This is a genomic window from Reinekea sp. (genome assembly GCF_046710285.1).
GTDB lineage: Bacteria > Pseudomonadota > Gammaproteobacteria > Pseudomonadales > Natronospirillaceae > Reinekea.
In genome coordinates this window covers 1-23713 of sequence record NZ_JBKEGY010000031.1, presented here as the reverse complement: position 1 = coordinate 23713, position 23713 = coordinate 1, and the positions used below count along the sequence as shown (strand labels likewise).

At 41.4% G+C, this 23713-nt stretch carries 26 protein-coding genes; 23 read left to right on the top strand and 3 right to left on the bottom strand.

Going from position 1 to position 23713, the window contains the following annotated elements:
- Nucleotides 1-59: 59 nt before the first annotated feature.
- Nucleotides 60-680 carry a TetR/AcrR family transcriptional regulator gene (locus tag ACI882_RS16275; protein ID WP_411743224.1) on the top strand — a complete coding sequence of 207 codons (621 nt, stop codon included), beginning with the start codon at nt 60-62 and terminating at the stop codon, nt 678-680.
- Nucleotides 680-1204, top strand: coding sequence for a DUF1285 domain-containing protein (locus tag ACI882_RS16270; RefSeq protein ID WP_411743223.1), 525 nt, complete (start codon nt 680-682; stop codon nt 1202-1204). Before ACI882_RS16275 ends, ACI882_RS16270 begins: the two co-directional genes overlap by 1 nt.
- Nucleotides 1205-1252: 48 nt before the next feature.
- Here the strand turns inward: ACI882_RS16270 and ACI882_RS16265 are convergent, their stop codons facing one another.
- Complete coding sequence (locus ACI882_RS16265; protein WP_411743222.1) at nt 1253-2905, bottom strand: electron transfer flavoprotein-ubiquinone oxidoreductase; 1653 nt, start codon at nt 2903-2905, stop codon at nt 1253-1255.
- A 279-nt stretch (nt 2906-3184) separates the two neighbouring features.
- Between ACI882_RS16265 and ACI882_RS16260 the strand changes: the two genes are divergently transcribed.
- From ACI882_RS16260 to gorA, 14 genes are all read left to right on the top strand, one after another.
- Nucleotides 3185-3937: an electron transfer flavoprotein subunit beta/FixA family protein gene (locus ACI882_RS16260; RefSeq protein WP_411744700.1), complete on the top strand. Its 753-nt coding sequence runs from the start codon at nt 3185-3187 to the stop codon at nt 3935-3937.
- The gene (locus tag ACI882_RS16255; RefSeq protein ID WP_411744701.1) at nt 3934-4860 is read left to right on the top strand and encodes an electron transfer flavoprotein subunit alpha/FixB family protein; all 927 of its coding nucleotides are present in this window, start codon (nt 3934-3936) and stop codon (nt 4858-4860) included. The genes ACI882_RS16260 and ACI882_RS16255 overlap by 4 nt, the downstream gene beginning before the upstream one ends.
- 172 nt (nt 4861-5032) lie before the next feature.
- Nucleotides 5033-7216, top strand: a complete 2184-nt coding sequence (locus ACI882_RS16250; protein WP_411746564.1) for a response regulator — start codon at nt 5033-5035, stop codon at nt 7214-7216.
- Nucleotides 7217-7297: 81 nt separating this feature from the next.
- Nucleotides 7298-8767: a type II secretion system ATPase GspE gene (gene gspE / locus ACI882_RS16245; RefSeq protein ID WP_411744703.1), complete on the top strand. Its 1470-nt coding sequence runs from the start codon at nt 7298-7300 to the stop codon at nt 8765-8767.
- A 1-nt stretch (nt 8768) separates the two neighbouring features.
- A complete protein-coding gene (gene gspF, locus ACI882_RS16240) occupies nt 8769-9986 on the top strand; it encodes a type II secretion system inner membrane protein GspF (protein ID WP_411744704.1) in 1218 nt (405 codons plus the stop codon).
- 31 nt (nt 9987-10017) lie between these two features.
- A complete protein-coding gene (gene gspG / locus ACI882_RS16235; protein WP_411744705.1) occupies nt 10018-10431 on the top strand; it encodes a type II secretion system major pseudopilin GspG in 414 nt (137 codons plus the stop codon).
- A 2-nt stretch (nt 10432-10433) separates the two neighbouring features.
- Complete coding sequence (locus ACI882_RS16230; RefSeq protein WP_411744706.1) at nt 10434-10994, top strand: type II secretion system protein; 561 nt, start codon at nt 10434-10436, stop codon at nt 10992-10994.
- Nucleotides 10981-11376, top strand: coding sequence for a prepilin-type N-terminal cleavage/methylation domain-containing protein (locus ACI882_RS16225; protein WP_411744707.1), 396 nt, complete (start codon nt 10981-10983; stop codon nt 11374-11376). Before ACI882_RS16230 ends, ACI882_RS16225 begins: the two co-directional genes overlap by 14 nt.
- Nucleotides 11373-12077 (top strand): type II secretion system minor pseudopilin GspJ, encoded by a 705-nt coding sequence (gene gspJ, locus ACI882_RS16220; RefSeq protein ID WP_411744708.1) that lies wholly within the window; start codon nt 11373-11375, stop codon nt 12075-12077. The genes ACI882_RS16225 and gspJ overlap by 4 nt, the downstream gene beginning before the upstream one ends.
- A complete protein-coding gene (gene gspK / locus ACI882_RS16215) occupies nt 12070-13050 on the top strand; it encodes a type II secretion system minor pseudopilin GspK (protein ID WP_411744709.1) in 981 nt (326 codons plus the stop codon). The genes gspJ and gspK overlap by 8 nt, the downstream gene beginning before the upstream one ends.
- 10 nt (nt 13051-13060) lie before the next feature.
- Complete coding sequence (gene gspL, locus ACI882_RS16210; RefSeq protein ID WP_411744710.1) at nt 13061-14308, top strand: type II secretion system protein GspL; 1248 nt, start codon at nt 13061-13063, stop codon at nt 14306-14308.
- Between the two features lie 3 nt (nt 14309-14311).
- Nucleotides 14312-14803 carry a type II secretion system protein GspM gene (gene gspM / locus ACI882_RS16205; protein ID WP_411744711.1) on the top strand — a complete coding sequence of 164 codons (492 nt, stop codon included), beginning with the start codon at nt 14312-14314 and terminating at the stop codon, nt 14801-14803.
- Nucleotides 14804-14878: 75 nt separating this feature from the next.
- Nucleotides 14879-15532 (top strand): GNAT family N-acetyltransferase, encoded by a 654-nt coding sequence (locus tag ACI882_RS16200; RefSeq protein ID WP_411744712.1) that lies wholly within the window; start codon nt 14879-14881, stop codon nt 15530-15532.
- Between the two features lie 83 nt (nt 15533-15615).
- Complete coding sequence (gorA, locus tag ACI882_RS16195) at nt 15616-16995, top strand: glutathione-disulfide reductase (RefSeq protein ID WP_411744713.1); 1380 nt, start codon at nt 15616-15618, stop codon at nt 16993-16995.
- Between the two features lie 78 nt (nt 16996-17073).
- Here gorA and ACI882_RS16190 read toward each other — a convergent pair whose 3' ends face one another.
- Complete coding sequence (locus ACI882_RS16190; RefSeq protein WP_411746565.1) at nt 17074-17754, bottom strand: metallophosphoesterase; 681 nt, start codon at nt 17752-17754, stop codon at nt 17074-17076.
- Nucleotides 17755-17891: 137 nt separating this feature from the next.
- Between ACI882_RS16190 and ACI882_RS16185 the strand changes: the two genes are divergently transcribed.
- From ACI882_RS16185 to ACI882_RS16170, 4 genes are all read left to right on the top strand, one after another.
- Nucleotides 17892-19031, top strand: a complete 1140-nt coding sequence (locus ACI882_RS16185; protein WP_411746566.1) for a sensor histidine kinase — start codon at nt 17892-17894, stop codon at nt 19029-19031.
- A complete protein-coding gene (locus ACI882_RS16180; RefSeq protein WP_411746567.1) occupies nt 19028-19702 on the top strand; it encodes a response regulator in 675 nt (224 codons plus the stop codon). Before ACI882_RS16185 ends, ACI882_RS16180 begins: the two co-directional genes overlap by 4 nt.
- Nucleotides 19703-19804: 102 nt before the next feature.
- Complete coding sequence (locus ACI882_RS16175) at nt 19805-20536, top strand: hypothetical protein (RefSeq protein WP_411746568.1); 732 nt, start codon at nt 19805-19807, stop codon at nt 20534-20536.
- Between the two features lie 73 nt (nt 20537-20609).
- The gene (locus ACI882_RS16170) at nt 20610-21071 is read left to right on the top strand and encodes a DUF1456 family protein (protein ID WP_411746569.1); all 462 of its coding nucleotides are present in this window, start codon (nt 20610-20612) and stop codon (nt 21069-21071) included.
- Between the two features lie 24 nt (nt 21072-21095).
- Here ACI882_RS16170 and ACI882_RS16165 read toward each other — a convergent pair whose 3' ends face one another.
- On the bottom strand, nt 21096-21551 hold the full coding sequence (locus ACI882_RS16165) for a DUF3010 family protein (RefSeq protein WP_411746570.1): 456 nt from the start codon (nt 21549-21551) through the stop codon (nt 21096-21098).
- A gap of 104 nt (nt 21552-21655) precedes the next feature.
- Between ACI882_RS16165 and ACI882_RS16160 the strand changes: the two genes are divergently transcribed.
- The 3 genes from ACI882_RS16160 to ACI882_RS16150 all read left to right on the top strand — a co-directional run bounded on the left by ACI882_RS16160 (nt 21656) and on the right by ACI882_RS16150 (nt 23609).
- The gene (locus ACI882_RS16160) at nt 21656-22405 is read left to right on the top strand and encodes an SDR family oxidoreductase (RefSeq protein WP_411746571.1); all 750 of its coding nucleotides are present in this window, start codon (nt 21656-21658) and stop codon (nt 22403-22405) included.
- A 103-nt stretch (nt 22406-22508) separates the two neighbouring features.
- Nucleotides 22509-22691, top strand: a complete 183-nt coding sequence (locus tag ACI882_RS16155; protein ID WP_411748545.1) for a DUF6435 family protein — start codon at nt 22509-22511, stop codon at nt 22689-22691.
- A 21-nt stretch (nt 22692-22712) separates the two neighbouring features.
- Entirely contained in the window at nt 22713-23609 is an 897-nt protein-coding gene (locus tag ACI882_RS16150) for a TIGR01777 family oxidoreductase (RefSeq protein WP_411746573.1), read from the top strand.
- Nucleotides 23610-23713: the final 104 nt, after the last annotated feature.

Genomic DNA, 23713 nt, shown 5'->3' with positions numbered 1-23713 from the left:
TGGATTATGCGCTAAAGTTCAGTACTGTAGAAACTCTTTCTATTAGTACTGTTTTCTTTATGTCTAATCAATTTCTAAATAATGAAATTCGAGAACAAGGCTCTTCAGAGCGAGCGCTCATATCGACTGCTTACCATCTATTGATTAAACACCAAGAAAAACCCTTATCTGTATCTCAACTCATTAAAGTAGCAGGTGTTAGTCGGTCTAGCTTTTATAAATATTTCGCAAGTAAAGAAGATTTGTTTGCGGCTATTCTGTTAAATGAAGAACTGTTAATCCGTCAAATGCTAACAAAAGTTCAAAGCTATGATTCCGTTTCTGATTTAATGAAAGCTTACTTGAATTACTGCTTACAAAATATCGAGAAGTACAAACTACTTATTCAGCTTGAGCAAGATTTACAATATCACACTGAAAAAATTAATCGGTTTGAACAATGGAAAACCCTACGTTCAAATAATGTTGATGAATTCACTCGGATCGTAAAATCTAAATCGACTAAATCTAGCCAATTAGATTCAGAAAGTATTCGTTTTTATTATGGTTTAGTTTGGTCTATTGCAGCGGGTGTAGCGCAACTTTCAGACTCTGAGTACTTTCATCAGTTAATAGCTGATCGTCGTGGCTTTTCAAAATTTCTTATTGAATCGGTTTCAATTATTGGCGAGGTAAAATAATGCAACTGTCAGAATTGCTAAAACAAATCGATGGTATATCAGACCCTCCTGTAGAATCTTGGAATCCTGAGTTTTGTGGCGATATCGATATTGAAATTAAACGTAATGGCGATTGGTACCATGAGGGAGGGCTTATTTCCCGTATTAAAATGGTTAAACTCTTTGCGTCTATTATAAAAAAAGAAAATGAAGACTATTTCTTGGTGACTCCCGTTGAAAAGGTAAAAATTCGGGTTGAATCGACGCCGTTTGTAGCGGTTAGTTTCGAAGCAGTCGAAGATTCCATTGTATTTACCAACAACTTGGATCAGCAGCTAATTCTTGATTCAACGCACCCCATTATTTTGAGCAATGAGTCTCCAGAAATAATTTGGAAACGCAATATTCCAGCCAGAATATCGACAAATTTAATGTATCAATTGCAAATGCATGCAATAGAAAATAATGGCCTTAAAGAGGACGGTCTGTATTTATACAGTGCAGGGCAGGGTTACTTATTAGAAAAGATTTCTAGTAAAGAATAAAAAAGGCTCTAAAATGAGCCTTTTCAAAAACCTTATAACCGTTACGGGCTACATGTTCGGATAACCTGGTCCTCCCGCACCTTCAGGTGTTACCCAGGTAATGTTTTGCGATGGGTCTTTAATATCACAAGTCTTACAATGTACGCAGTTTTGAGCGTTAATTTGAAACTTCTTGGTACCCGTAGCATCTTCGACTATTTCATAAACACCGGCAGGGCAGTAACGTTGCGCTGGCTCAGCATACTTAGGCAAGTTAACTGACAAGGGTATAGATGGGTCAGTTAACCGAAGGTGAACAGGCTGGTCTTCCTCATGATTCGTATTCGACAAAAAGACTGAGCTTAATTTATCAAAACTTAATACACCGTCAGGTTTCGGGTAGTTAATTTCTTTAAATTCGCTCGCTGGTTTCAAGGTTGCGTGATCGGGGGTTGGATCAGTTAATGTCCAAGGTAGCTTGCCCCTGAAAATATTGATATCGACGAATACGTAAGCGGAGCCAAGTATATTGCCCCACTTATGTTGCGCTGGGCTAAAGTTACGCTGAAGATGTAATTCTTTCATTAAAGAGCTTGTTGCAAATGCATCAGCGTATTGCTTTAAGTCTGTTCCATACTCGGCTGTATCTATTTGGCCGTATATAGTATCTGCCGCCAAAATACCGGACTTCATTGCTGTATGGGTGCCTTTAATCTTCGCGCCATTCATGGTGCCAGCATCACAACCTATTAATAGGCCGCCAGGGAAGTGCATCTTAGGTAGGCATTGAGGGCCACCTTTATTTAATGCACGTGCACCGTAAGAAATTCGTTTCGCACCGTTAAGTACTTTTGAGAAAACAGGGTGGCTCTTTAGTCGTTGAAATTCATCAAAAGGCGACAGATAAGGGTTGTCGTAACCTAAATCTGTAATAAGACCTACAACAACTTGGTTGTCTTCTAAGTGATACATAAAGCTACCACCCGCAGCACCATGTTCATCTAAAGGCCAACCGGCAGTGTGAACCACTAAACCAGGCTCATGAGCTTCATCGCTCACTTGCCACAACTCTTTAATACCCAGCCCATAATGTTGCGTATCTTTGCCTTCATCGAGCTTAAACTTCGCGATAAGCTGCTTACCTAAATGGCCTCGAGCACCTTCAGCAAAAACCGTTGTTTTAGCGTGTAGCTCCATGCCGGGCATATAAGAGTCTTTTTCAGTGCCATCTTCAGCAACACCCATGTCGCCGGTAATAATACCCTTAACTGAGCCTAGATCATCATAGAGCACTTCTGCAGCCGCAAAGCCGGGGAATATTTCAACACCCATGCCTTCGGCTTGCTCAGCTAACCAACGGCATAAATTACCTAGGCTGATTATATAGTTACCGTCGTTGTGCATTGTGCTTGGTGCAAACAGTCCTGGAACTTTAATAGTGCTGCTACTAGAGCGAAGAACGTGGATTTCATCACGGGTCACCTTGGTGTTTAATGGCGCACCCATTTCAGACCAGTTTGGAAAGAGATCAGAAAGTACTTCTGGTTCAAATACTGCACCCGACAAAATATGCGCGCCCACTTCTGAACCTTTTTCAACAACACAGACCGAAATTTCTTTTGACTCTTTCTGAGCGTTTTGCATCAGTCGAATAGCTGTAGACAGGCCAGCAGGGCCCGCACCAACAACTACTACATCAAATTCCATAGATTCGCGTTCCATAGAGACCCCTTAAAAATAACGTTACGGCTCAACTTAGCCTGAAATTGTTGTTTTGCGTTAAATATCCGCTAGATATCTAACATTTTGACTGCAGTTTACCCGTAATATACAAAAAATTAAAACAACTGTTTGAATTTTATCAATAAACCAGCTTAAATAGACTTAACTATGTATGTGTTTATGGTCATTTAGTTAACAATAATGATTTTAAACGCCGTATATTATGTGCGTAGGCATAAAATGCCCGTTTAAATCGATGAAAATTAAATTGAGGACGCTATGAAAATTCTGGTTCCTGTAAAACGCGTTGTAGATTACAACGTAAAAGTACGCGTCAAGCCCGACAACTCTGGGGTTGACCTTGCTAACGTGAAAATGGACATTAACCCATTTTGTGATATTGCTGTAGAAGAGGCTGTACGGTTAAAAGAAGCTGGTATAGCTGAAGAAATTATTGTTGTGTCAATCGGTGAAGCAAAAGCTGAAGAACAGATTCGACGTGCGATGGCTATTGGTGCTGATCGAGGTATTTTAATTACCACCGAAGTAGCCCCTAGTTCATTAAGTGTAGCAAAGTTACTTAACGCTATTGTTGAGCAAGAGCAGCCAGGTCTAGTTATTTTAGGTAAGCAGGCGATTGATACAGACAACAATCAGACCGGACAAATGCTAGCTGCATTAAGTAACCTACCGCAGGGAACATTCGCAAATAAAGTTGCGGTTGAAGGTGATACGGTCAATGTTACACGTGAGATTGACGGTGGTTTACAAACCGTTGGTTTAAAGCTTCCTGCAATAGTGACAACTGATTTACGTTTGAATGAACCTCGTTACGTAAAACTACCAGATATCATGAAGGCAAAGCGCAAGCCGCTAGAAAAGAAGACTCCAGCAGACTTCGGTATCGAGCTTAAGAACACCGTCACTACACTTAAGGTTGAAGCGCCAGCACAGCGTGAAGCAGGCATTAAAGTAGCCTCTATTGCCGAACTTGTTGATAAATTGAAAAATGAAGCAAAGGTGTTGTCATGAGTATTCTTATCATTGCCGAACATAACAACGTAGATCTTTCTGCTGTTACCAAGAACGTTGTAACCGCGGGTGTTACCATAGGTGGCGATATTCACTTATTAGTTGCGGGCAGTAATATAGCCCCTGTTGCTGAAGCTGCGGCTAAGTTATCAGGTGTTAGCAAGGTATTAACTGCCGATGCAGATCACTATGCGCACCAATTAGCTGAGCCAATGGGTGATTTAGTCAGCGCATTAGCCGCTAACTACAGTCATGTTCTGGCTGCCGCAACAACGACAGGTAAGAACTTTTTGCCGCGTGTTGCAGCAAAGCTAGATGTAGAGCAAATTTCTGAAATAATTTCAGTTGAAAGTGCAGATACGTTCCGTCGTCCTATCTATGCCGGTAACGCAATTGCGACTGTTCAGTCTTCTGATTCAGTTAAGGTTATTACCGTGCGTGGAACAGCATTTGATGCCTGCGGTTTAGAAGGTAGTGCGGCTATTGAAGCAGTTGAAAACGCTGCCGATGCTGGTCTAAGCCAATTTGTAAGCGAAGAACTTGCGGTATCTGACCGTCCTGAGCTAACAGCAGCGGGTGTTGTTATATCGGGTGGCCGAGGTATGCAAAACGGTGAAAACTTTGACATGCTTTATAAGATTGCGGACAAACTAGGCGCAGCCGTCGGTGCATCTCGAGCAGCGGTTGATGCTGGCTTCGTCCCTAACGATATGCAAGTAGGTCAAACTGGTAAAATCGTTGCTCCAGATCTTTATATCGCCGTTGGTATTTCAGGGCAAATTCAACATCTTGCTGGTATGAAAGACAGTAAAGTCATTGTTGCAATCAACAAAGATGAAGAAGCACCTATTTTCCAAGTGGCCGATTATGGTTTAGTTGCCGATTTATTCGACGCTTTACCTGAATTGGAAAAGGCTATTTAAGGTCCAAAACAACTTTAAATACAAGGGCCAGCGAATGCTGGCCTTTTTTATGGCTGTGGAATGGCTGAAAGGGTAACAAATGTTTACGTTAGTCGCTTAAAGCAAGGCTATAGGTATTGGGATATGGGCGATTCCAGCGTATAGTTGCAATTTTGTAAATAACGAACTAATCATGAGCTTATTCTTTCAGCCAAAGCATAAAGCCCAGAAAGATAGGGCAACTCTCAAGAAGATAGACCAAACCTTAAGTCGACAAGGTTTACCTAGCGCGCTACTGCATTTTGGCCTTTTTATTGTTCTTGAAGCTTACATTCGCGATAATGTATCACCCATTCCAGATACCGTTTATTTCTTTGGCTTTGCTTTGATCATTATGGCTGCTTGGCGATTTGTGATGATAGCGCAATTTGAAAACTGGTATTCACGCGGACCTACAAAATGGCGTGAGCGATTTATTTTATCAGGCATCCTTCATGCGGGTATTTGGTCAAGCTACTTAGGCTATCGGCTTTTTACAGCGACAGATCACCCAATTTTATTGCTAGGTATCCTTTATACCTCTGCGATAGCAGCGGGAGGGACCTTTGTTTATTCTCTATATGGCAATACCGTCCGCGTTTACTTGGCGATTCTGTTTTTGCCAGTAGCCGTCTACTATCTTGGTTTTCAAAACGACTCTCATGGCTATGTCATAGGCGTGTCTATTATTGGTTTATATGCTTATTTAGTCATGACTGCCTCTCGACTATCAGAATTGGTCTGGAGTTTTTTAAAGATAAACACTGAATTTAAACTTCGATTGACTGCCTTAGAGCAAGCAAGAGAAGCAACAACCGTTGAAAAATCATCCAATCGACGATTCGTACAGCAAATATTACTCCGATTAAAAACACCATTAAGCGGTCTGTTGGGCGTTCTGGGAATGCTAAGTTCAGAAGAACAAGACCAAGAAAATAGCAGTATGTTGACAATAGCAAGACGATCAGGCTTTTCTATCTTAGATTTAATGAGTGATTTAGAAGCATTTATTGAGCAGCGTGATCAAACTCGAGTACCAAAAGCCATTGTTTTTAATTTACGAAAAACCCTAGAGCATACGTTAGCAGATATGGGACCAAAGGCGCATGAGCATGGTAGAGAGTTGTCCTACCTGTACCACCCCGAGGTTCCTGAACGCATTGAATCGGATCCTACTTGGTTATCAAATGCCTTTCGTCGTATGTTAGATTTTGCCTTAGATTCGGCAGAGCAGGGTGAGATTACCGTAAAAATTGGCATAGACACTGAAAAAGATAACGATTTATTAGTATTGTCTTTTTATTTTATGAATAACGAAATGGAAAAGTCAGACCTTAGTGCCGCAGTCGATCGGCAAATGGCGATCCTTCCTGAAGATGAAGATATTTCAGATCAATTAACGCTGATGGTCTCGACAGCTCAGTTTAAAGCAATGGGCGCTAAAATATATATTAGAGCTAAAGGAGACTTAAAAACTATTGAAGTCCAACTGCCTATAAAAGCAACCACGCAACAGGCCAGTTCCTTTAAGCCATCGAAACATATGTCTGGCCGTTCTATTATATTAGTAGATCTTAGCCCACTTTCAGAAAGGGCACTTAATGCTGAGTTTCTAAGTTGGAACATGGAGGTCCAAAAGCTGACATTAGAACAACTATTAGAACAAGCTAAGCAACTCAAGGTGGATTTTGTACTGGTCAACCTATCGGTCGAAGACCAAAAAGCCTTGTCGCAAATTCAGCAGCTAAATGATTTGTCCAGTCAGCTAAGCGAAAACACACATTTAATAATTTACGCCTCAGAATTGCAGCGAAATATCGTTAATAACTTATCAGTTAAGTCTGTTTTTATAGAAAAACCGGCTCCACGTGATCAGTTATTGCATGCATTGAGAAATGCAATCGAAGTGTTTGATGAAACTACTGAGAACAAATACATCTGCGAAAAACAGGTCAAGGTGTTGATAGCGGAAGATAATCTACTTAATCAACGCGTTTTGATCGCCATGTTGGAGCAAATGGGCGCTGAAGTAGAGGCAGTAGTCAATGGCCACGAAGCTATCGCACGATTTACTGAGAATGAATACGCCATTGTTTTAATGGATTGCTATATGCCAAGGCTAGATGGTTTATTAGCGACAAAAGAAATTAGGCAAATTGAAACTAAAATGGGAACACATATCCCAATTATAGCGATGACGTCTGAGCAATCTGCTGAACAAGAGCGTGAATATCTCGCCGCAGGCATGGATGATTTCTTATCTAAGCCACTGCAATATGAAGAGTTAGTCAGTGTCATGCAACGTTGGACCAGTGAAAAAGATGTAAAGGACGCGTGAAACTTATGGAGAATCAATACCTTAGAGTATATCTTTAAATTCGTTTCAGTCGGCTAATAATGATTATAAGGACTTATACGCTTGGAAAGACAATTGCCATTTTCTTTTGCTAAACGGCACGGGGTTATTATTGACTATCGTTCTGCCGATGGTGCGCGGTTACTCTATACTGAACACGCAAATCTCATTGCTATGCAAGAAGCCCAGCGAATTGCGCAGTCCTTGTTGCTCCTAGAGCAGGTCAACGATGACGTATTTTCAGAGGCACTTAATCAGGCCTATCAAACTGATTCCGATGAAACTATGCAGATGGTTGAAGGGCTTGGCGAATCAATGGACTTAAGCTCGTTAGCCGACTCTCTACCTGAAACCGAAGATTTGATGGATCAGGTCGACGATGCGCCCATAATTAGGCTCATTAACGCAATTTTAACCGAAGCTGTGCGTGAAAACGCTTCTGATATTCATGTGGAAACCTTTGAAACACGTTTATCTATTCGCTTTCGGGTCGATGGTGTCTTACGTGAAGTGGTGCAGCCCAAACGAGCATTAGCCTCTTTATTGGTGTCACGTATTAAAGTTATGGCACGGCTAGATATTGCAGAAAAGCGGCTCCCACAAGATGGTCGTATTTCATTGCGAGTTGCCGGTCGTGAAGTAGACTTGCGTGTCTCAACAATTCCTTCTAGCCATGGTGAACGAGTAGTTTTGCGATTACTAGATAAGCAAGCCGGTCGCTTAGATTTAACTCACTTAGGGTTAGCGGATCGTGATTTAGTGGTTATGCAAGAGCTTATCACTCGACCACATGGCATTATTTTGGTCACCGGGCCTACTGGCTCTGGTAAAACCACTTCTTTGTACGCCGCGCTGCAGTCACTTAATAGCCAAGTTCGAAATATCATGACGGTTGAAGATCCAATCGAGTATGGCTTGCCCGGAATTGGTCAAACGCAGGTAAATACAAAAGTAGATATGACCTTTGCTAGAGGGCTACGCGCCATTCTTCGTCAAGACCCCGATGTGGTCATGATTGGTGAAATACGTGATTTAGAAACCGCAGAAATTGCAGTACAAGCGAGTTTAACAGGCCATTTAGTCTTGAGTACCTTGCATACAAACTCAGCTGTTGGTGCTGTAACTCGTTTACAAGATATGGGTATTGAACCATTTTTATTGTCGTCCAGCGTCATTGGTCTGGTTTCGCAACGCCTAGTGAGAACTTTGTGCAATGAATGTAAAACACAGTATCAACCCGATGAAAAAGAACGCGAATTTTTAGGTGTCAGTCCAACTGACAATATTCAAATCTACCAAGCTAAGGGTTGTAATGCCTGTAAGAGCAGCGGATATAAAGGTCGCTTGGGCTTATATGAGCTAGTCAAAGTAGATGATGGAATGCGCCAACTAATACATGAAAATGCAGGCGATCTTGAGCTTGAAAAACATGCACGCAATGTCACGCCTTCATTAATGGATGATGGCAAAGACAAGGTACTGGCAGGCCTTACCACCATTGAAGAAATTCTACGAGTAAACAGGAGCTATTAGTTTGGCAGCTTATTCCTATGTTGCACTCGATGAGCACGGTAAAAAGAAGAAGGGTGCTTTAGAAGCCGACAGTGCACGCCAGGTTCGACAACAGCTTCGTGATAAAGACTGGTATGTAGAGTCAGTAGAACTATCAACCAAAGCACGCAAGCAAAGCAATGGCCTGTATATACTTTTGGGGCCAAAATTGTCGGTTGCAGATTTGTCGCTTGTCACGCGTCAATTATCGACCTTAGTCGGTTCAGGTATGCCGTTAGAAGAGTGCTTACGCGCGGCGGCAGAGCAATCGGAAAAAGTAAAGGTCCGCAATATCATGCTCAGTGTTCGTTCAAAGGTTTTAGAAGGTTACAGTTTAGCTAAAGCTTTAGAAGAGTATCCTAGAGCGTTCCCGATTTTATATAGAGCAACCGTAAGTGCAGGTGAGCACAGCGGCCATCTTGATGATGTAATGGATCGGTTAGCCGACTACATGGAAGAGCAACAAGCTATTAACGCCCAAGTTCTAAATGCGAGCATTTACCCCGCAATTCTGAGTATTATTGCAATTGGCATTGTTATTTTGCTCCTTAATACCGTTGTACCTGAGATAGTGGGTGTGTTTGTGAATTCAGGTGCTGAATTGCCAGGGCCCACAAGAGCCTTACTTAAAATTAGTGAGGCTATACAAGCACACTGGGGTAAAGGGTTGATATTTACTCTGTTTGTTATCATCAGTTTAATTATTTTTAATAAAAATCCCTCAAGACGCATTCGTACACATCGGCTGTATTTAAAGTTGCCGTTGGTTGCTCGTATCTCAAAAGGATTTAATACCTCGCGATTTGTCGGTACGATAGCCATGCTTTCTAGCAGCGGAGTGCCGTTAGTTGAGGCCATGAGAATAGCTACTCAGGTAGTGACAAATTTGGAAATTCAAAAACGAGTTGCAACAGCAGCTATCAAAGTCAGTGAAGGTGGGTCCTTGTATAAAGCCTTAAAGGAAGCAGGCTACTTTCGACCCATGATGCTACACATGATAGGTAGCGGAGAAGCCAGTGGTGAATTAGATACCATGCTTCAAAAAACCGCTGACGCGGAAACAAAATCAATACAAATTTTAATTTCCAGTATTTTAAGTTTGTTTGAGCCGTTGATGATTTTAGTCATGGGTGTGATTGTCTTAATTATCGTATTGGCCATTGTGTTGCCTATGTTAACAATGAATACATTAGCCGGTTAATTACCATCAGAATATGTTTGGAGTAAGTTAGATGAGAAAGCAAACGGGTTTTACACTTATAGAGTTAATGGTTGTGCTTGTTATTTTAGGCGTCATTATTGGATTGGTAGCGCCAAATGTATTGGGGCGTGGTGATGAAGCCAAAATTGATGCTGCTGCAATTGATATGAAAACAATTGAAAATGCCCTAGAAATGTACCGTTTACACAATTCTCATTACCCATCAACCAATCAAGGGTTAGAAGCTTTAGTAAGCAAGCCCTCTGGAGTCCCTGATCCGAAAAACTGGCGCGGCCCTTACTTAAAAGACAAGCCGACAGATCCCTGGGGAACGGAATATGGTTATATAAATGACAGCGCCGTACCAGAAATCATATCTTATGGTGCTGATTTTGTTGAAGGTGGTGATGGCGTTAATGCCGATATTTCCTCTGCAGCGCAGTAGCTATGAAAGTGATGACCTGCCGTAACTCCAAAGGTTTTACACTCATTGAAGTGTTGGTCGTCATTCTTATAATGGGTGTTGTCTTGAGCATGATCTCATTAGCCACTACCACTAAAGATCCGCTTGAAGAAACACTTAAAAAATCTTACGCATTCCAGTATTGGTTTGACAAAGTCATCGACAACGCCCTGTTGTCGGGCGAGGATGTTGGTTTATACTTTACTGAAACAAGCGTTTTAACTTTGTCATGGCGGGAAGGCGACTTAGAAGAAGCTGAACCTGATATTGTTTGGAACGCTCATGAAAGCTTAGGCACTTTCACTTTCCCTGATTCGTTAAACTTAGAGCTATTCTTAGATATTGAACTAAGCGATTGGGTAGACCTTGAGGTAACTCCGCCTGATGAAGATGAGTTTTTAGTTCCTCATATTGTCGTTACGCCATCGGAAGAATATTTCCCAACTTTTCTAATTAATTTTTATGATCAAAATTATAGCGATGAACAGGTAATTGTTTTAGCAGACGGGTTCAATCGTGCGAGGGTGACTCGTGAACAAAAGTAATGCTGGTTTTACACTTGTCGAAGTGATGGTTGCGTTAGTTGTTTTTGCTGTTATGGCCTCTGCTATTTCTATTGCGAACACCCAAACCATAGCAAGTTCTCGACAAATAGAAGAGCAGCAAAGTGCACGATGGTTAACGCAGAATGCGCTAACTGAACTGAGATTGTCTGGAGCACTACCTAAACCTGGAATCAGTAAAGATACGATTGAATTTAACAATAATGACTGGTCCATCGAAGTAGAGTCATTCAATGTAGAAGTAGACATTATTGGTCCTTCATTACGCCGCGTAGAGGTTAGGGCGATTTTAATGACAGAAAATGCTGTTATAGATAGGCTACACGCTGTCATCGGTGAAGTGCAGGCTCAGGTGCAGCAATGACCCATCAAAAAGGCTTAACACTTATTGAGTTGCTAATTGCAATGGCTATCTCTGCAATCATTGCTGTTGTGTCTTTTCGGCTATTTAGTATCAGTGTCGATACTAAGAAAAATGTTGAGGCACAAAGTAACTTGTTTACCGAGCTAGCGCGTACCATGAGAGTCATTGAAAGAGACTTTTCGCAGCTCGCTCCCTACCGAAAAGTTAGAACACCTTATGGTGAATACAATGAGTTCCTGACTCTAGATTTTGAAGGTTTGCAGCTAACTCGTAATGGATGGGCTGTTAGTCCGTATCAAACTTATCAACGTTCGACCTTGCAGCGAGTTCAATATCGATTAGCACCTCGTGGCAGTGAGCTTTGTGCTTATAGTTCAACAAATGAGACCCTGAACACCCCATGCTTAGTACGAAGCTTTACCGTTCAGCTTGATGACGACGGCAGCTTACAATGGCGGCACCAAATATTAAGCGAACATATAAGTTCACTTGAATGGTTATTTTTAGTCGTTGATGAAACCACCGGCGAAGGCCAGTTAGTGTCTGAGTTGCCAGAGAATTATGATCCGGCGATTTCGGTACCACTGCAAGTAAAGGCTGTCGAGATAAATATAGAATTAGATGACGGCCGAGAATTTAAGCGGCTGATATCTACTCCCATGCAAATTGGCACACAACAGTCAGAGGCGCCTAATGGTTAAACAAAAAGGCATAGCCTTGCTGCAAGTACTTTTGATATTTGCATTGCTGAGCATTGTCGCTGTTAATTTACAGTTAAATCAGAGGTTAAATATTGAACGAGCTTTACAATCTTTGTTCTATTCACAGGCAACCGTGATGCTCGACAGCGCAGAAACTATTGCAAAGGTGGTGTTGATTCTTGATGAGCAAAATTCACAAACAGATCACCTCTATGAACGTTGGAATGTGACTGAAGGCATATTCCCATTAACCGAACCCAAAGCTTTACTCGAAACTGAGTTAAATGATCTTCAAGGCCGATTTAATGTCAATTGGCTTTCAATGGATTGTAAATTTAGAGAGTCCGCTTTAGTCGGGCTTAAGCAACTATTAACGTTAATAGGTTCAGACCCTGAGATTGCCGACGAGCTTTATATGTGGTTCGATCAAGACAGCGGAGCAGAGTATTTGTATTTAGACAAGCTGCCAACCTATTCTCCATCGTTTCAGCCAATAGCAGACATATCTGAGTTAAATCTACTCAACGCAATTGAGCCAGATACTTATAAAGAGATTGCGCCTTACTTAAGTGCACTGCCTGCAAATAGCGCATTAAATATTAATACGGCACCGGTTGAAATATTACAGATCGTGGCGCCTTTTATTGACCTGGAAACCGCGAATAAAATGGTGACGGATAGGGGCGAAGATGGCTTCAAAAATATCGAGGATTTCAAAAAATACCCAGTCTTTACGATAAATCAGGATAAATCGGTCAATATTCCCGAGCTAACCGTTTCATCGCAATGGTTCGAACTTTATACTTCTGTCACTATAGAAGATAAAGCCCTAACTCAAGCCAGTTTGCTCTCTCGGTTAAATCAAGAAGTTATAATCGTAATGCGAAACAGGTCAGCCGTTAGCGCAAATAGAATACCGGGTGATCCGATTAAAGGCCAAAAAATTGAAAACGACGAAGATATTATAGAATGATGGATTCAATATGAGCATTCAACTGAGTATTTATTGGCAGCAAGCGCATGATTTAAGCTGGTACTGGGCTGATGATGATAAACAGTTCCATGGTGCGCTGGAAGAGCTGCAAGATCAAGTTCAGCAACGTAATTTAGCCAATGTCGCTACTCGTCTGTTTTTACCAACTCGATGGTTTACAACGTTCCCGCTAAAAATACCAAAAGGCAATAAACGCGTTTCGTCACAAATGATCGGTTTCGCAGCCGAAGAGTTTCTTGCCCAAGATATCGAAGATATGCATCTAGTCATGATAGGTAAACCGCATGACGGTACCGTTATGGTGACTGCTACCGCCAAAGACCCCTTTTTTACAGTGGTACAAACACTCAAAGCTCGTCAGTTGACTGTTTTTGAAGCCTACGATGCAGGGCAATTTGTGCTGCCGAATCAAGGCACTCATGATGTTGAATTAAGAGTTGATAACGGCAAGGTCACGTTACGCTCAGGCCTTATTTCTATGGAGGCGCACCACCAAGGCTTCCCCCAGTGGTTTGAACATTGGCTAAGCCAATCGACACTAGAAGAAACCATTTCTATTATTATTTATAGTGCCGACACCGATGGTCCAGCGCGCCATTTAGTCACTTCGTTAGAATCAAATGGTCATCAAGTGCAATGGGTAGTACAGGAACCAAGCGATCTAGCCACTTGGCACGAGGCTGCATCAAGTAACAAAACACTCGGTAATCTTATTACCGCAGGTTTACGGCCAAATAAAGGCAATAACCGAATTCAATATTGGTTGCCCGTTTCAATAGCAGCACTGTTTGTTTTAGTTATATGGGCAGTAACGTCTAGTTTGACCAGTATGAAGGTAAACGAACGGGCTAATCAGACATGGGCAGCCAGTGAAACGGTTTTTAAACAAGTTTTTGGCAGCAACAAACGTATTCAACGTCCATTAATGGTCCGGGAGATGAGGGGGCTAGCGGCTTCACTCAGCACCCAGCAAGGACAGGCTGAGAGTGCCAATGCCCTAACGCTATTAAATGATCTGCGCAGTGCGGAAGAAACACTATTGCTTGAAGACTTTAGGTTCAATCAGAGTCGAAATGAAACTAACTTTACTATTGCAAGTGAAAGTAACCCTGACGCTTTCAATCATTTCGAAATTCTAAAAACCACGCTAATCGGCAAAGGTTATCAAGTTGAGTACTCAGCCAGTCAAGACCGGGACGCCGTCAGAGCCAAGTTTAAAAGTGTGAAAGGGGGCTAAATTATGTTCGAAGCGATCACATCAAAATTTAACGACCAATGGATGCAATTGAGCGACCGAGATAAAAAGGCAGCTGTTTTATTGGCTGCTAGCCTAAGCCTCTCCATCGTTATTTTTTTAGTCATCTTACCGATTAAAAAATATCAGAATGACGCACAGGACGCATTAAGCAGAGCTGAAGCCACCTTTAACGAACTTGTTGCAATAGCACCACAAGCATTGGCGAACAATCAATCGGGACCGGCATTTTCAACAAGCTCACTAAATTCGGAAATTCGCCGTCAAGCAGTTCGTAACGGTCTGACCATTCAGCGTTTTGAGCCTGATGGCAATAACCTTAAGGTTTGGTTAGAAGAGGCGAGGTATCCATCTGTTGTTAAGTGGCTTGCTGGCCTTGAGTCTATGGGCATTAGCCATGCTGAGTTAAGCTTAGAAAGTAGAAATAAACCAGGTTTTGTGACGGTTCGAGCGACATTTAGCTTACCAAATAGCTAAAGCAAAGCCCTTGTATTCGTTTTAAACTGACATTACTCTAAATGGATACATAATAAAAAAAGTAGGAACCAAAAAATGCCTCAAATCGACCTTGATGAAGTAAAGGTTGTTCGTTTAGATGATCGATATTCTCGCCAAGCACGCTCATTACTCTTTCATTCATATAAAGATGAGCCGACTTTCAAGTATTTACTCGATGCACATAGGCCAGGTTACAAGCAGCGCATCAGAGCGACCATCCGTGAGCTAATTAAACTTCATTTCAGCCGAGATGAATTTGTTTTAGGTGTAGTACATGAAAAAGAAGAACGCTTAATCGGTATTGCTTTCTTTAGTGATCTAGAGTTGAAAATGGATATTTCAAGCCAGGTCTTGTGGCGTTTTAAAATGATATTAACCGCTGGTTTTGAGGGTACACGACGTTTCGTTGAGTACATTAATGATGTTCAGGACAGCTTACCGGCTAAAAACCATAGAATGGTCAGCCTAATTGGTATACATCCAGACTTCCAAAAGCAGGGCTTAGGTAAGAAGCTTTTGGACAGTATTCATGAGATGACAGATAAAGATAACAACTCGATAGGTCTCTTTTTAGATACTGGTAATAATAAGTATCTAAATTTTTACCAAGGACTCGGCTATGAAGTCTTTACAGAATTACCTTTAGGTCCGCAAAAAGAATATATTTTATACCGGCCAAACCCCAATTATTCTGAGAACCCCGCTTAGCTGCGAGGGCTACAATTCAATATAAAAAGCTTAAAAGGTCGATATTCGGCCTTTTTTTAATATCACGTGACGGAGCAGATTTTATGGAGTTTGATTTTGATCTTTTAGTAATAGGCGCTGGTTCCGGTGGCGTTAGAGCAGCTCGAATGTCGGCCTCTATGGGTGCCCGTGTAGCAGTTGTCGAATCTCGCTATTTAGGCGGAACCTGTGTCAACGTCGGCTGTGTCCCGAAAAAATTATTCGTATATGCTTCAGAATACCAGGAGCATTTTAAAGATTCTGCAGGTTATGGCTACACGGTAGACAGCAAACCCCAATTTGATTGGGTAAAGCTACGAGATAACAAGACCACAGAGATCGAACGATTAAATGGCGTTTACCAGCGCATGCTAGAAAGTGCAGGTGTTCAGATCATTGATGGTCATGCAGAATTTGAGACGGCTCATCAGGTCAAAATAGGCGATAAGAGCTATACCGCTAAAAACATATTGATTGCATCAGGGAGCTGGCCATTTAAACCTTCAGTACCTGGCTCTGAACATGTCATGACGTCAAACGAATTTTTCTACATGGATAAGTTTCCAAAACATGCCATAGTCATTGGTGGTGGCTACATTGCGGTAGAATTTGCTGGAATACTTAATGGCCTAGGATGTGAAACACATCAAGTTTATCGTGGCGAGCCAGTGTTGCGTGGGTTCGATCAGCAAGTTCGAGACTTCGTATCAGAAGAGCTAGCATCATCTGGGATAAACCTACATTACAACAGCACGATAGATGCCATAGAAAAGCTCGATAATGGTCAACTTAAAGCGACCTATAACGATGGAACCACTGTTGTTACCGATGCCATCATTTGCGCGCTAGGCCGGAAGCCACTTGTTGACCCAATGAAAATTGAAAACGCCGGATTAACTAAGGGCCATCATGGTGAAATTTCAGTAAACGAACATTATCAGACATCTGTCTCACATATTTTTGCCGTAGGCGATGTAATTGGTCGAGTACAGCTAACACCGGTAGCACTTGCCGAAGGAATGTATGTTGCACATCACTTGTTTTCCGATAAAGCGCCACGCAAAGTTGGTTATGACCTGATCCCAACAGCTGTATTTTGCCAGCCTAACTTGGGAACTGTCGGTATTACGGAAGAGCAGGCTGCGGTTAAATTCAATAAGGTGGCTGTATTTGATAGTGCCTTTAGACCGATGAAAAACACCTTATCCGGTAACCCTCAGCGTATGCTAATGAAGTTGTTGGTAGATACTGAGACAGATAAAGTTATTGGTTGCCACATGGCGGGGCATGATGCAGGTGAAATCATTCAGGGGATTGGTGTTGCATTGCAAGCAGGTGCGACAAAAAATGACTTTGACAATACGATCGGTATACACCCTACAGCTGCAGAAGAGTTTGTAACGATGCGCGAACCATCGAGATTTGTTGGCTTAGCAGTTAGTTAAGAACACTTTGTTTGTATTAGCCATATAGCTAATTTATAACCTTTTAATTCGGCCTAACATTAGAATTTTAGTGCCGAATTACTGGTCTATAACCCATTGATTTAAATTAATGAGAGTCATTGGGTTATCTAAATATGCGCCACGTTCTATAAATACGCTGTTCCCCAAAACCGTTACATCAGGGACGATAGTGTGCCCACTAAAGACCCAATCAATATCTTTAATTGCCTGGCTATTCTTCGACTTAACTCGATTTCGCCCCCAAAGCCAATCAGCTTGAACCTGCTCTGAGGCCGTTTTCCGAGTGAGCCATGACTCTTCATTGTATTCTGCATGACAAATACCTATTAGGTGGCCTTGCACTGGTATTGTAATGGTCAGAGGTAAATACTTTAGTGTCGTTGCAAAACTAGCAACTTCAGTATCATCGCGCTCCAGCACCCAGCTACCGCCATTAAGAAGCCAGCGACTCCATAGCGCATCCGTTTGATGCTCTATTGCTTCGATGAGTAGTTGCTCATGGTTGCCCATCACACACCAAAACCATGGCTCTTCGAGTAAGTCTAGGCATTCAATGCTATCAGGCCCGCGATCAATTAAGTCTCCAACAGATATTAGGCGGTCTTTCTTAGGATTGAATGAAACATCGGCTAGGGCTTTATCTAATTGCTCACGATAGCCGTGTAGGTCAGAAACAACAAAGTCTCTTCCGGTGATGTTTTCATCAAGAAATATATGAAGTTGTGCTGTCTTTTTCATTGTCGAACTCTGCATTGGCTAATATCATCATGCTTATTAGTGAATAGCAACAGTGACCTTAGTCACTGTGCGATGGATCACAAATCAAGATACACTGTTTTCGTGTGTCACTAGCCGAATAGAAAGGACATCTAACTTTGTATCAAAACTCTATAGCTCAAAACCTTGAAGGCATCATTGGATACTTAGCCTGGGCTATGGTGTGCTACCTAACATTAAATGGACAGCCAACAAACACCCCAACAGGGCAGATATTACTGTTCATTTTAGTGATGGGCTTATTATTGTTTATTGTAGGTTTCTATTTCGCAACACGCCCTCAAAAAGCTCGAAAATCCGATAAATTGATTCGTTTTTTCGCTATCTTGACTCAATTTGCGGCAATTCTTCTTATTCGTAGTTTAAACGAATCAGGAGTCGTGGTTATTCTTAGCGTTGCATTAGCTGCCTTATTGCCACTGTATTTTAATCACCTAGCCGCATTGTTAGGGGTTTTGATGCTTATTTTGGTCGATTTTATCTTCAACCAATGGCTTTGGCATATTCCAGATGCATTCATTTGGACATTATTAGCGGGCGCTTTTCACCTATTTGCATTTCGTATGACTCAGCGCGTTATTCAAGAGCAAGAAGCAAGAGACGAAATTACAACCTTAAATCGTGAACTTATTGCGACTCAAGCGCTTTTAGAGGAGTCAACCAAACAAAGCGAACGCTTGCGTATATCAAGAGACTTACACGATGGTATTGGACACCATCTCACGGCATTAATTCTGAAACTACAGTACTTAACTTACACCACAACAGGCGAAGCCAAGACTGAAATAACCGAAGCGCATGGGCTTGCAAAAGAACTTCTGCAAGATGTTCGAAACACTGTTAATCAAATGCGAGAAAAATCAACAATAAGTTTTTTTGATGCCTTAGATGCACTAATTGCTCAAGTACCGAATATTGACATAGAGCTGGATATTGATACGTCGATTAAAATTACCGAAGTTGCCGTCACCGAAGCCTTATTCCGCAGTATTCAAGAAGGTATAACGAATTCATTAAAGCACTCAAGCGCCAGTCTAATTAAAATATCCTTAAAATATGAAAACACGAATTTATTACTTAAGATTGATGACAATGGTGCCCCTAAGCCCAGCTTAGCTGAAGGCAATGGTCTACTGGGTATGAAAGAACGAGTTCATAATGTTCAAGGTGTGGTGACCATAGACACCTCAAATGGATTTTCAATAACAATACATATCCCTTATAAGGAAGAAATATGATGGATACCGATAAACCAACGATCAATGTCATGTTAGTTGATGACCAAAACCTTGTTAGAGAAGGCATTAAGTCTTTATTAACCCTTGCAGGTCATATCAATATAGTCGGCGAAGCCGCTGACGGGCAAGAAGCTATTGATATGGTCGATGAGTATTCGCCAGATGTCATATTAATGGACATACGGATGCCCAAGCTTGATGGTATTTCAGCACTAAAAGCCCTGAAAGACCTAGGTAATGAGACGCCCGTGATTATCTTAACCACTTTTGATGACCATGAACTGGTTTTAAACGGTATTCGAGCGGGTGCTCGTGGTTTTTTACTAAAAGATGTATCGCTGGAGAGTTTAGTTGACGCTATAGATGCCGTCAGCCGCGGTGAGACACTTATCCAACCCGCCGTGACAGAGCGAGTCATTAAGGGCTTTACCGAGTTGCAAAAAAATGGCGAAAGTAAAGTTGAGAGAGATCCAATTCAAGACCCACTCACTTTACGCGAAATTGAAATTCTTAGATTGATGGCCGGCGGCTATTCAAACAAAGAAATCTCTCGAGCGATATTTAAATCCGAAGGTACAATTAAAAACCATGTATCGAATATATTGGCTAAACTAGGGGTTCGTGATCGCACTAGAGCTGTTTTAAAGGCCCTAGAATTAGGTGTAATCTAAATTGCCAAACTAACGTTAATAATAGTTTATTAGCAATAAAGCTCGCATATCATTCTCTTATGCAGTTTAATATCAATATATAAATGACTACCGTGTAGATATATGGCGAGACCAAAGTACAAAATTAATCGAAAGGATTGGCTAGACTGCCTAGATTGGTTGTCTTACCAGCTAACTCTACCCAAGTGGTTAGAACAGCCAAAGCATTCTATCCATGATATGGGTATTCCTGCGCTAATGGACTGTGTTAATCAATGGCGTGATGTGGCGGTTCCTTCAGATGAGCTTTGTACAGCTGCACAAAAAATCTTAGACAATGCACTTGAATCTGAAGATTGGGCTCGCTTACGGAAAGCACTTTCAGCTAAAAAAAGAAGGCGCAAAGAAAAACGCTATGACACTTCACCTATAAACATCACTCTAACGCCTGAAGCACATAAGGTACTGATTGAATTCAAAGAATTAATTGGGGAAGACACCATTAGTTCTGCAATAATTGAAGGGCTCAGAGAGTCTATAAGCAAGTTATCGGCTAATAATGCAGTTGAACGAACTAAACAAATACAGCAAACCCTCAAAACCTATAGGGCCTCAGAGCTTGTTCAGCTCGTTGGTAATTATCTGAACCGCTCAGATGAGCGCAAGAGCTTAGCGAATTCCTGTAAAATTGCTTTTCAACTGTTTCAAAAACGGCCAGATAAAACAAGTTTTAACATGATTCTTGACCGCTTTGTCGAAGATATTGTTTGGAACGAAACACATTTGAAAATAGATTTAGCTGAAATGAACTTAACAGAGCTTGAATTAAAGATAATTGAACTCTCGAACCTATAAAAGCACCAACTCATGCTAAATGCCTGTTAGAATCCTGCTTTATCATCTCGGTGAACATTTTTTTAAGGTAGCTATGACTAACAACGATGTATTACGAAAAATTCGCTATATCTATGATTTAAAAGACGATGCGATGATTAAGATATTCGCGTTAGGCGATTTAGAAGTCAGCCGAAGCGAAATAAGTGATTGGCTCAAAGCCGACACAGAAGAGGCTTACAAAGCCTGCCGTGATGTAACCTTAGCGCATTTCTTGAACGGTTTTATAATCAAACACCGTGGTAAAAAAGAGGGGGCTGCACCCGCGGTCGAGACTAAGCTTAATAACAATATAGTGCTTCGTAAGCTCAAAATTGCCTTAAACCTCCAAGCTGAAGACATGCTAGATTTACTTCAGTTAGCTGATTTTAGACTCAGCAAGTCAGAGCTTAGTGCGTTTTTCAGAAAGCCTGATCACCAGCATTTTAGACCTTGTAAAGATCAGGTTCTTAGAAACTTCTTACAAGGCCTGCAGAATAAGCATCGGCCAAAATAGATTATTAGCAGATGCTTAGCGGTTTTATTCCTCTTCTGCGGGTACACTATCTTTATATAAACGAAGATTATGTGCCGCATAAGCAACGTTAAATGCTTGTTGTTGAAACTTTTTAAGCCCCAATGAAGCGAAGTCTGTTTGTAATGGATTGCGCTTGATCTGGTCTTTAATCGTTGAAGGCGTATAAATCTCAACTGGCATGTCCAATAACTGCAGTGCTGCTTCTAACTTAAAGCTAGCAGCACTACCGGCAAACTTACCTTTTTGTTCACGCTTAATAATCGCCACTCGTTCAACTTTGTAATCTTCGAATAGTTTACGAATAGTGAACTGAAATTTACGAATGGTTTCAGTGTCTTCTGAGTTAGACACAGCCATTTGCCGTTGGCGACAATCAGGTAGCTCGAAAGCGCCTAGGTTATAGCCCAACACACATAAGACAGCTTCACTGCCTTTTAATTCAATACCACAAATTCTCATAATTACTCTTGATCAAATAAAAGGCGGATTATAGCGAGCCTTTTGGGTTATGTATCGGTTCCTGCTACTATTTTTAGTAATTATAAATTTAAGGTAATTCCGATATGGCAGTAAAAGTAGCATTAATTACTGGAGGAAGCCGTGGTATCGGAGCCGCAACGGCGAAACGCCTGGCTAAAGATGGTTACAACATTGTAATTAATTATCGTGCAAACCGTCTCGCTGCAGAACAAATAACAAGACAGATTGAAAATATTGGACGCCAAGCAATAGCTATTCAAGCTGATATATCAAACGAAGATGACGTGCAACGGCTATTTCAATCAATTGATGAGCACTTTGGTCGATTAGACGTATTAATAAATAATGCCGGCATTTTATTTACTCAATCTCCAGTTGTTGAACTTACCGCAGAAAGAATTAACCGAGTTTTGGCAACAAATGTGACTGGTTCTTTCTTGTGTTGCATCGAAGCCATAAAACGCATGTCGACAAGGCAAGGTCATCGCGGTGGCAATATAGTTAATGTCTCATCCGCTGCATCACGGCTAGGCGCGCCCAACGAGTATGTTGATTACGCAGCGTCAAAAGGTGCTATGGACACATTAACTATTGGTTTGGCCTTAGAAGTCGCAGAAGAAGGGATAAGAGTGAACAGTGTCAGACCTGGTCTAATTTATACTGAAATGCACGCTGACGGTGGAGAACCCAACCGAGTTGATCGGTTAAAAAACAACCTACCTCTGAAACGTGGAGGCACTCCAGAAGAAGTGGCCGCCGCGATATCTTTTTTCGTTTCAGAAGAATCAGCTTATTCAACAGGCGCGTTTATTGAGGTCTCAGGCGGCCGCTAGATTTAATTGCAGAGCAATCTGGTTTTAGTCATTTAACGTATATTTAAACTTATCAAAGCATGGGCTGTGACTGAGCCATAAATTTCTAAACAACAAATTAAAAGTGAGGCATCTTGTGTTTTCAATCTTCAAAGCGGACCCCAAAAAAAGGCTACAAAAGCAATATGAACAATTGATAGCTAAGGCCTTTCAAGCACAAAGAAATGGAGATATCCGTAGTTACTCATTGCTTACTGACCAAGCTGAGCAAATAAGACTAGAAATTGAAGCTTTATCTGAAAACTAATAGCGTTTAAGGATTTGAAAAATGAAGTTTTTAATTACAGGAGGAACTGGGTTTATTGGTACTGCTCTATGCCGAGATCTAATCTCTGAAGGCCATGAATTAACGATAAAGACACGGCAAGCAAGTCTCGTAACATCAAGCTATCGGGCAGTTTCAAGCTTTAACGAGCTAGCAAGCTCCGACGAGTTTGATATCGTTATTAATTTGGCCGGCGAACCTATTGCAGACAAACGCTGGACATCCTCTCAGCGCATGAAAATCTTAAATAGCCGCATTGAAACAACGCGTGAATTAATAGACTTTTTAAAAGTAACAGTTAAAAAGCCATGCGTTCTAATTAGTGGCTCGGCGGTTGGTTTCTATGGAATAGAGCCTGTAATGGGCACGGTCGATGAAAACGGCTCACCCGACCATAGTTTTGCTAGCGAGGTGTGCTCGACCTGGGAATCTATTGCTCTTGAGGCTGAGGCTTTAGGTATTCGCACCTGTTTGCTGCGTCTAGGTGTTGTTTTGGGCAGTCAAGGTGGTGCTTTAAAGAAAATGTTGCTGCCGTTTAAATTAGGCTTAGGGGGTAAATTTGGATCTGGTCAGCAATGGATGTCTTGGGTACATATTAACGATGTTGTTGGCATAATTAAATTCGCCATAGAAACTAAAAATATTAGCGGTCCTATTAATTGTACTGCGCCAAACCCAGTAACAAATGAATATTTTACTAAAGCCCTAGGAAAGTCTCTAAATAGACCAACAATATTTAACATGCCTAGTTCTGTTTTAAAGATACTGTTCGGTGCGATGGGCAAAGAGTTGTTGTTAGAGGGCAAGCAGATTGTACCCTCTAAGTTGCTCGAGTCAGGCTATAAGTTCCAATTTTCATCACTTGACGCCGCGTTGGCTGAGTTAAATCAAAAATCCTGATATAGAAAAACCAGTAACATGTATTAGCTCGACGCTGTCGCCTTAACAACCGCTGTGGTTCTTTTTGCTTTTGTATCGCGATAAATGGCAATGAATAACCATAT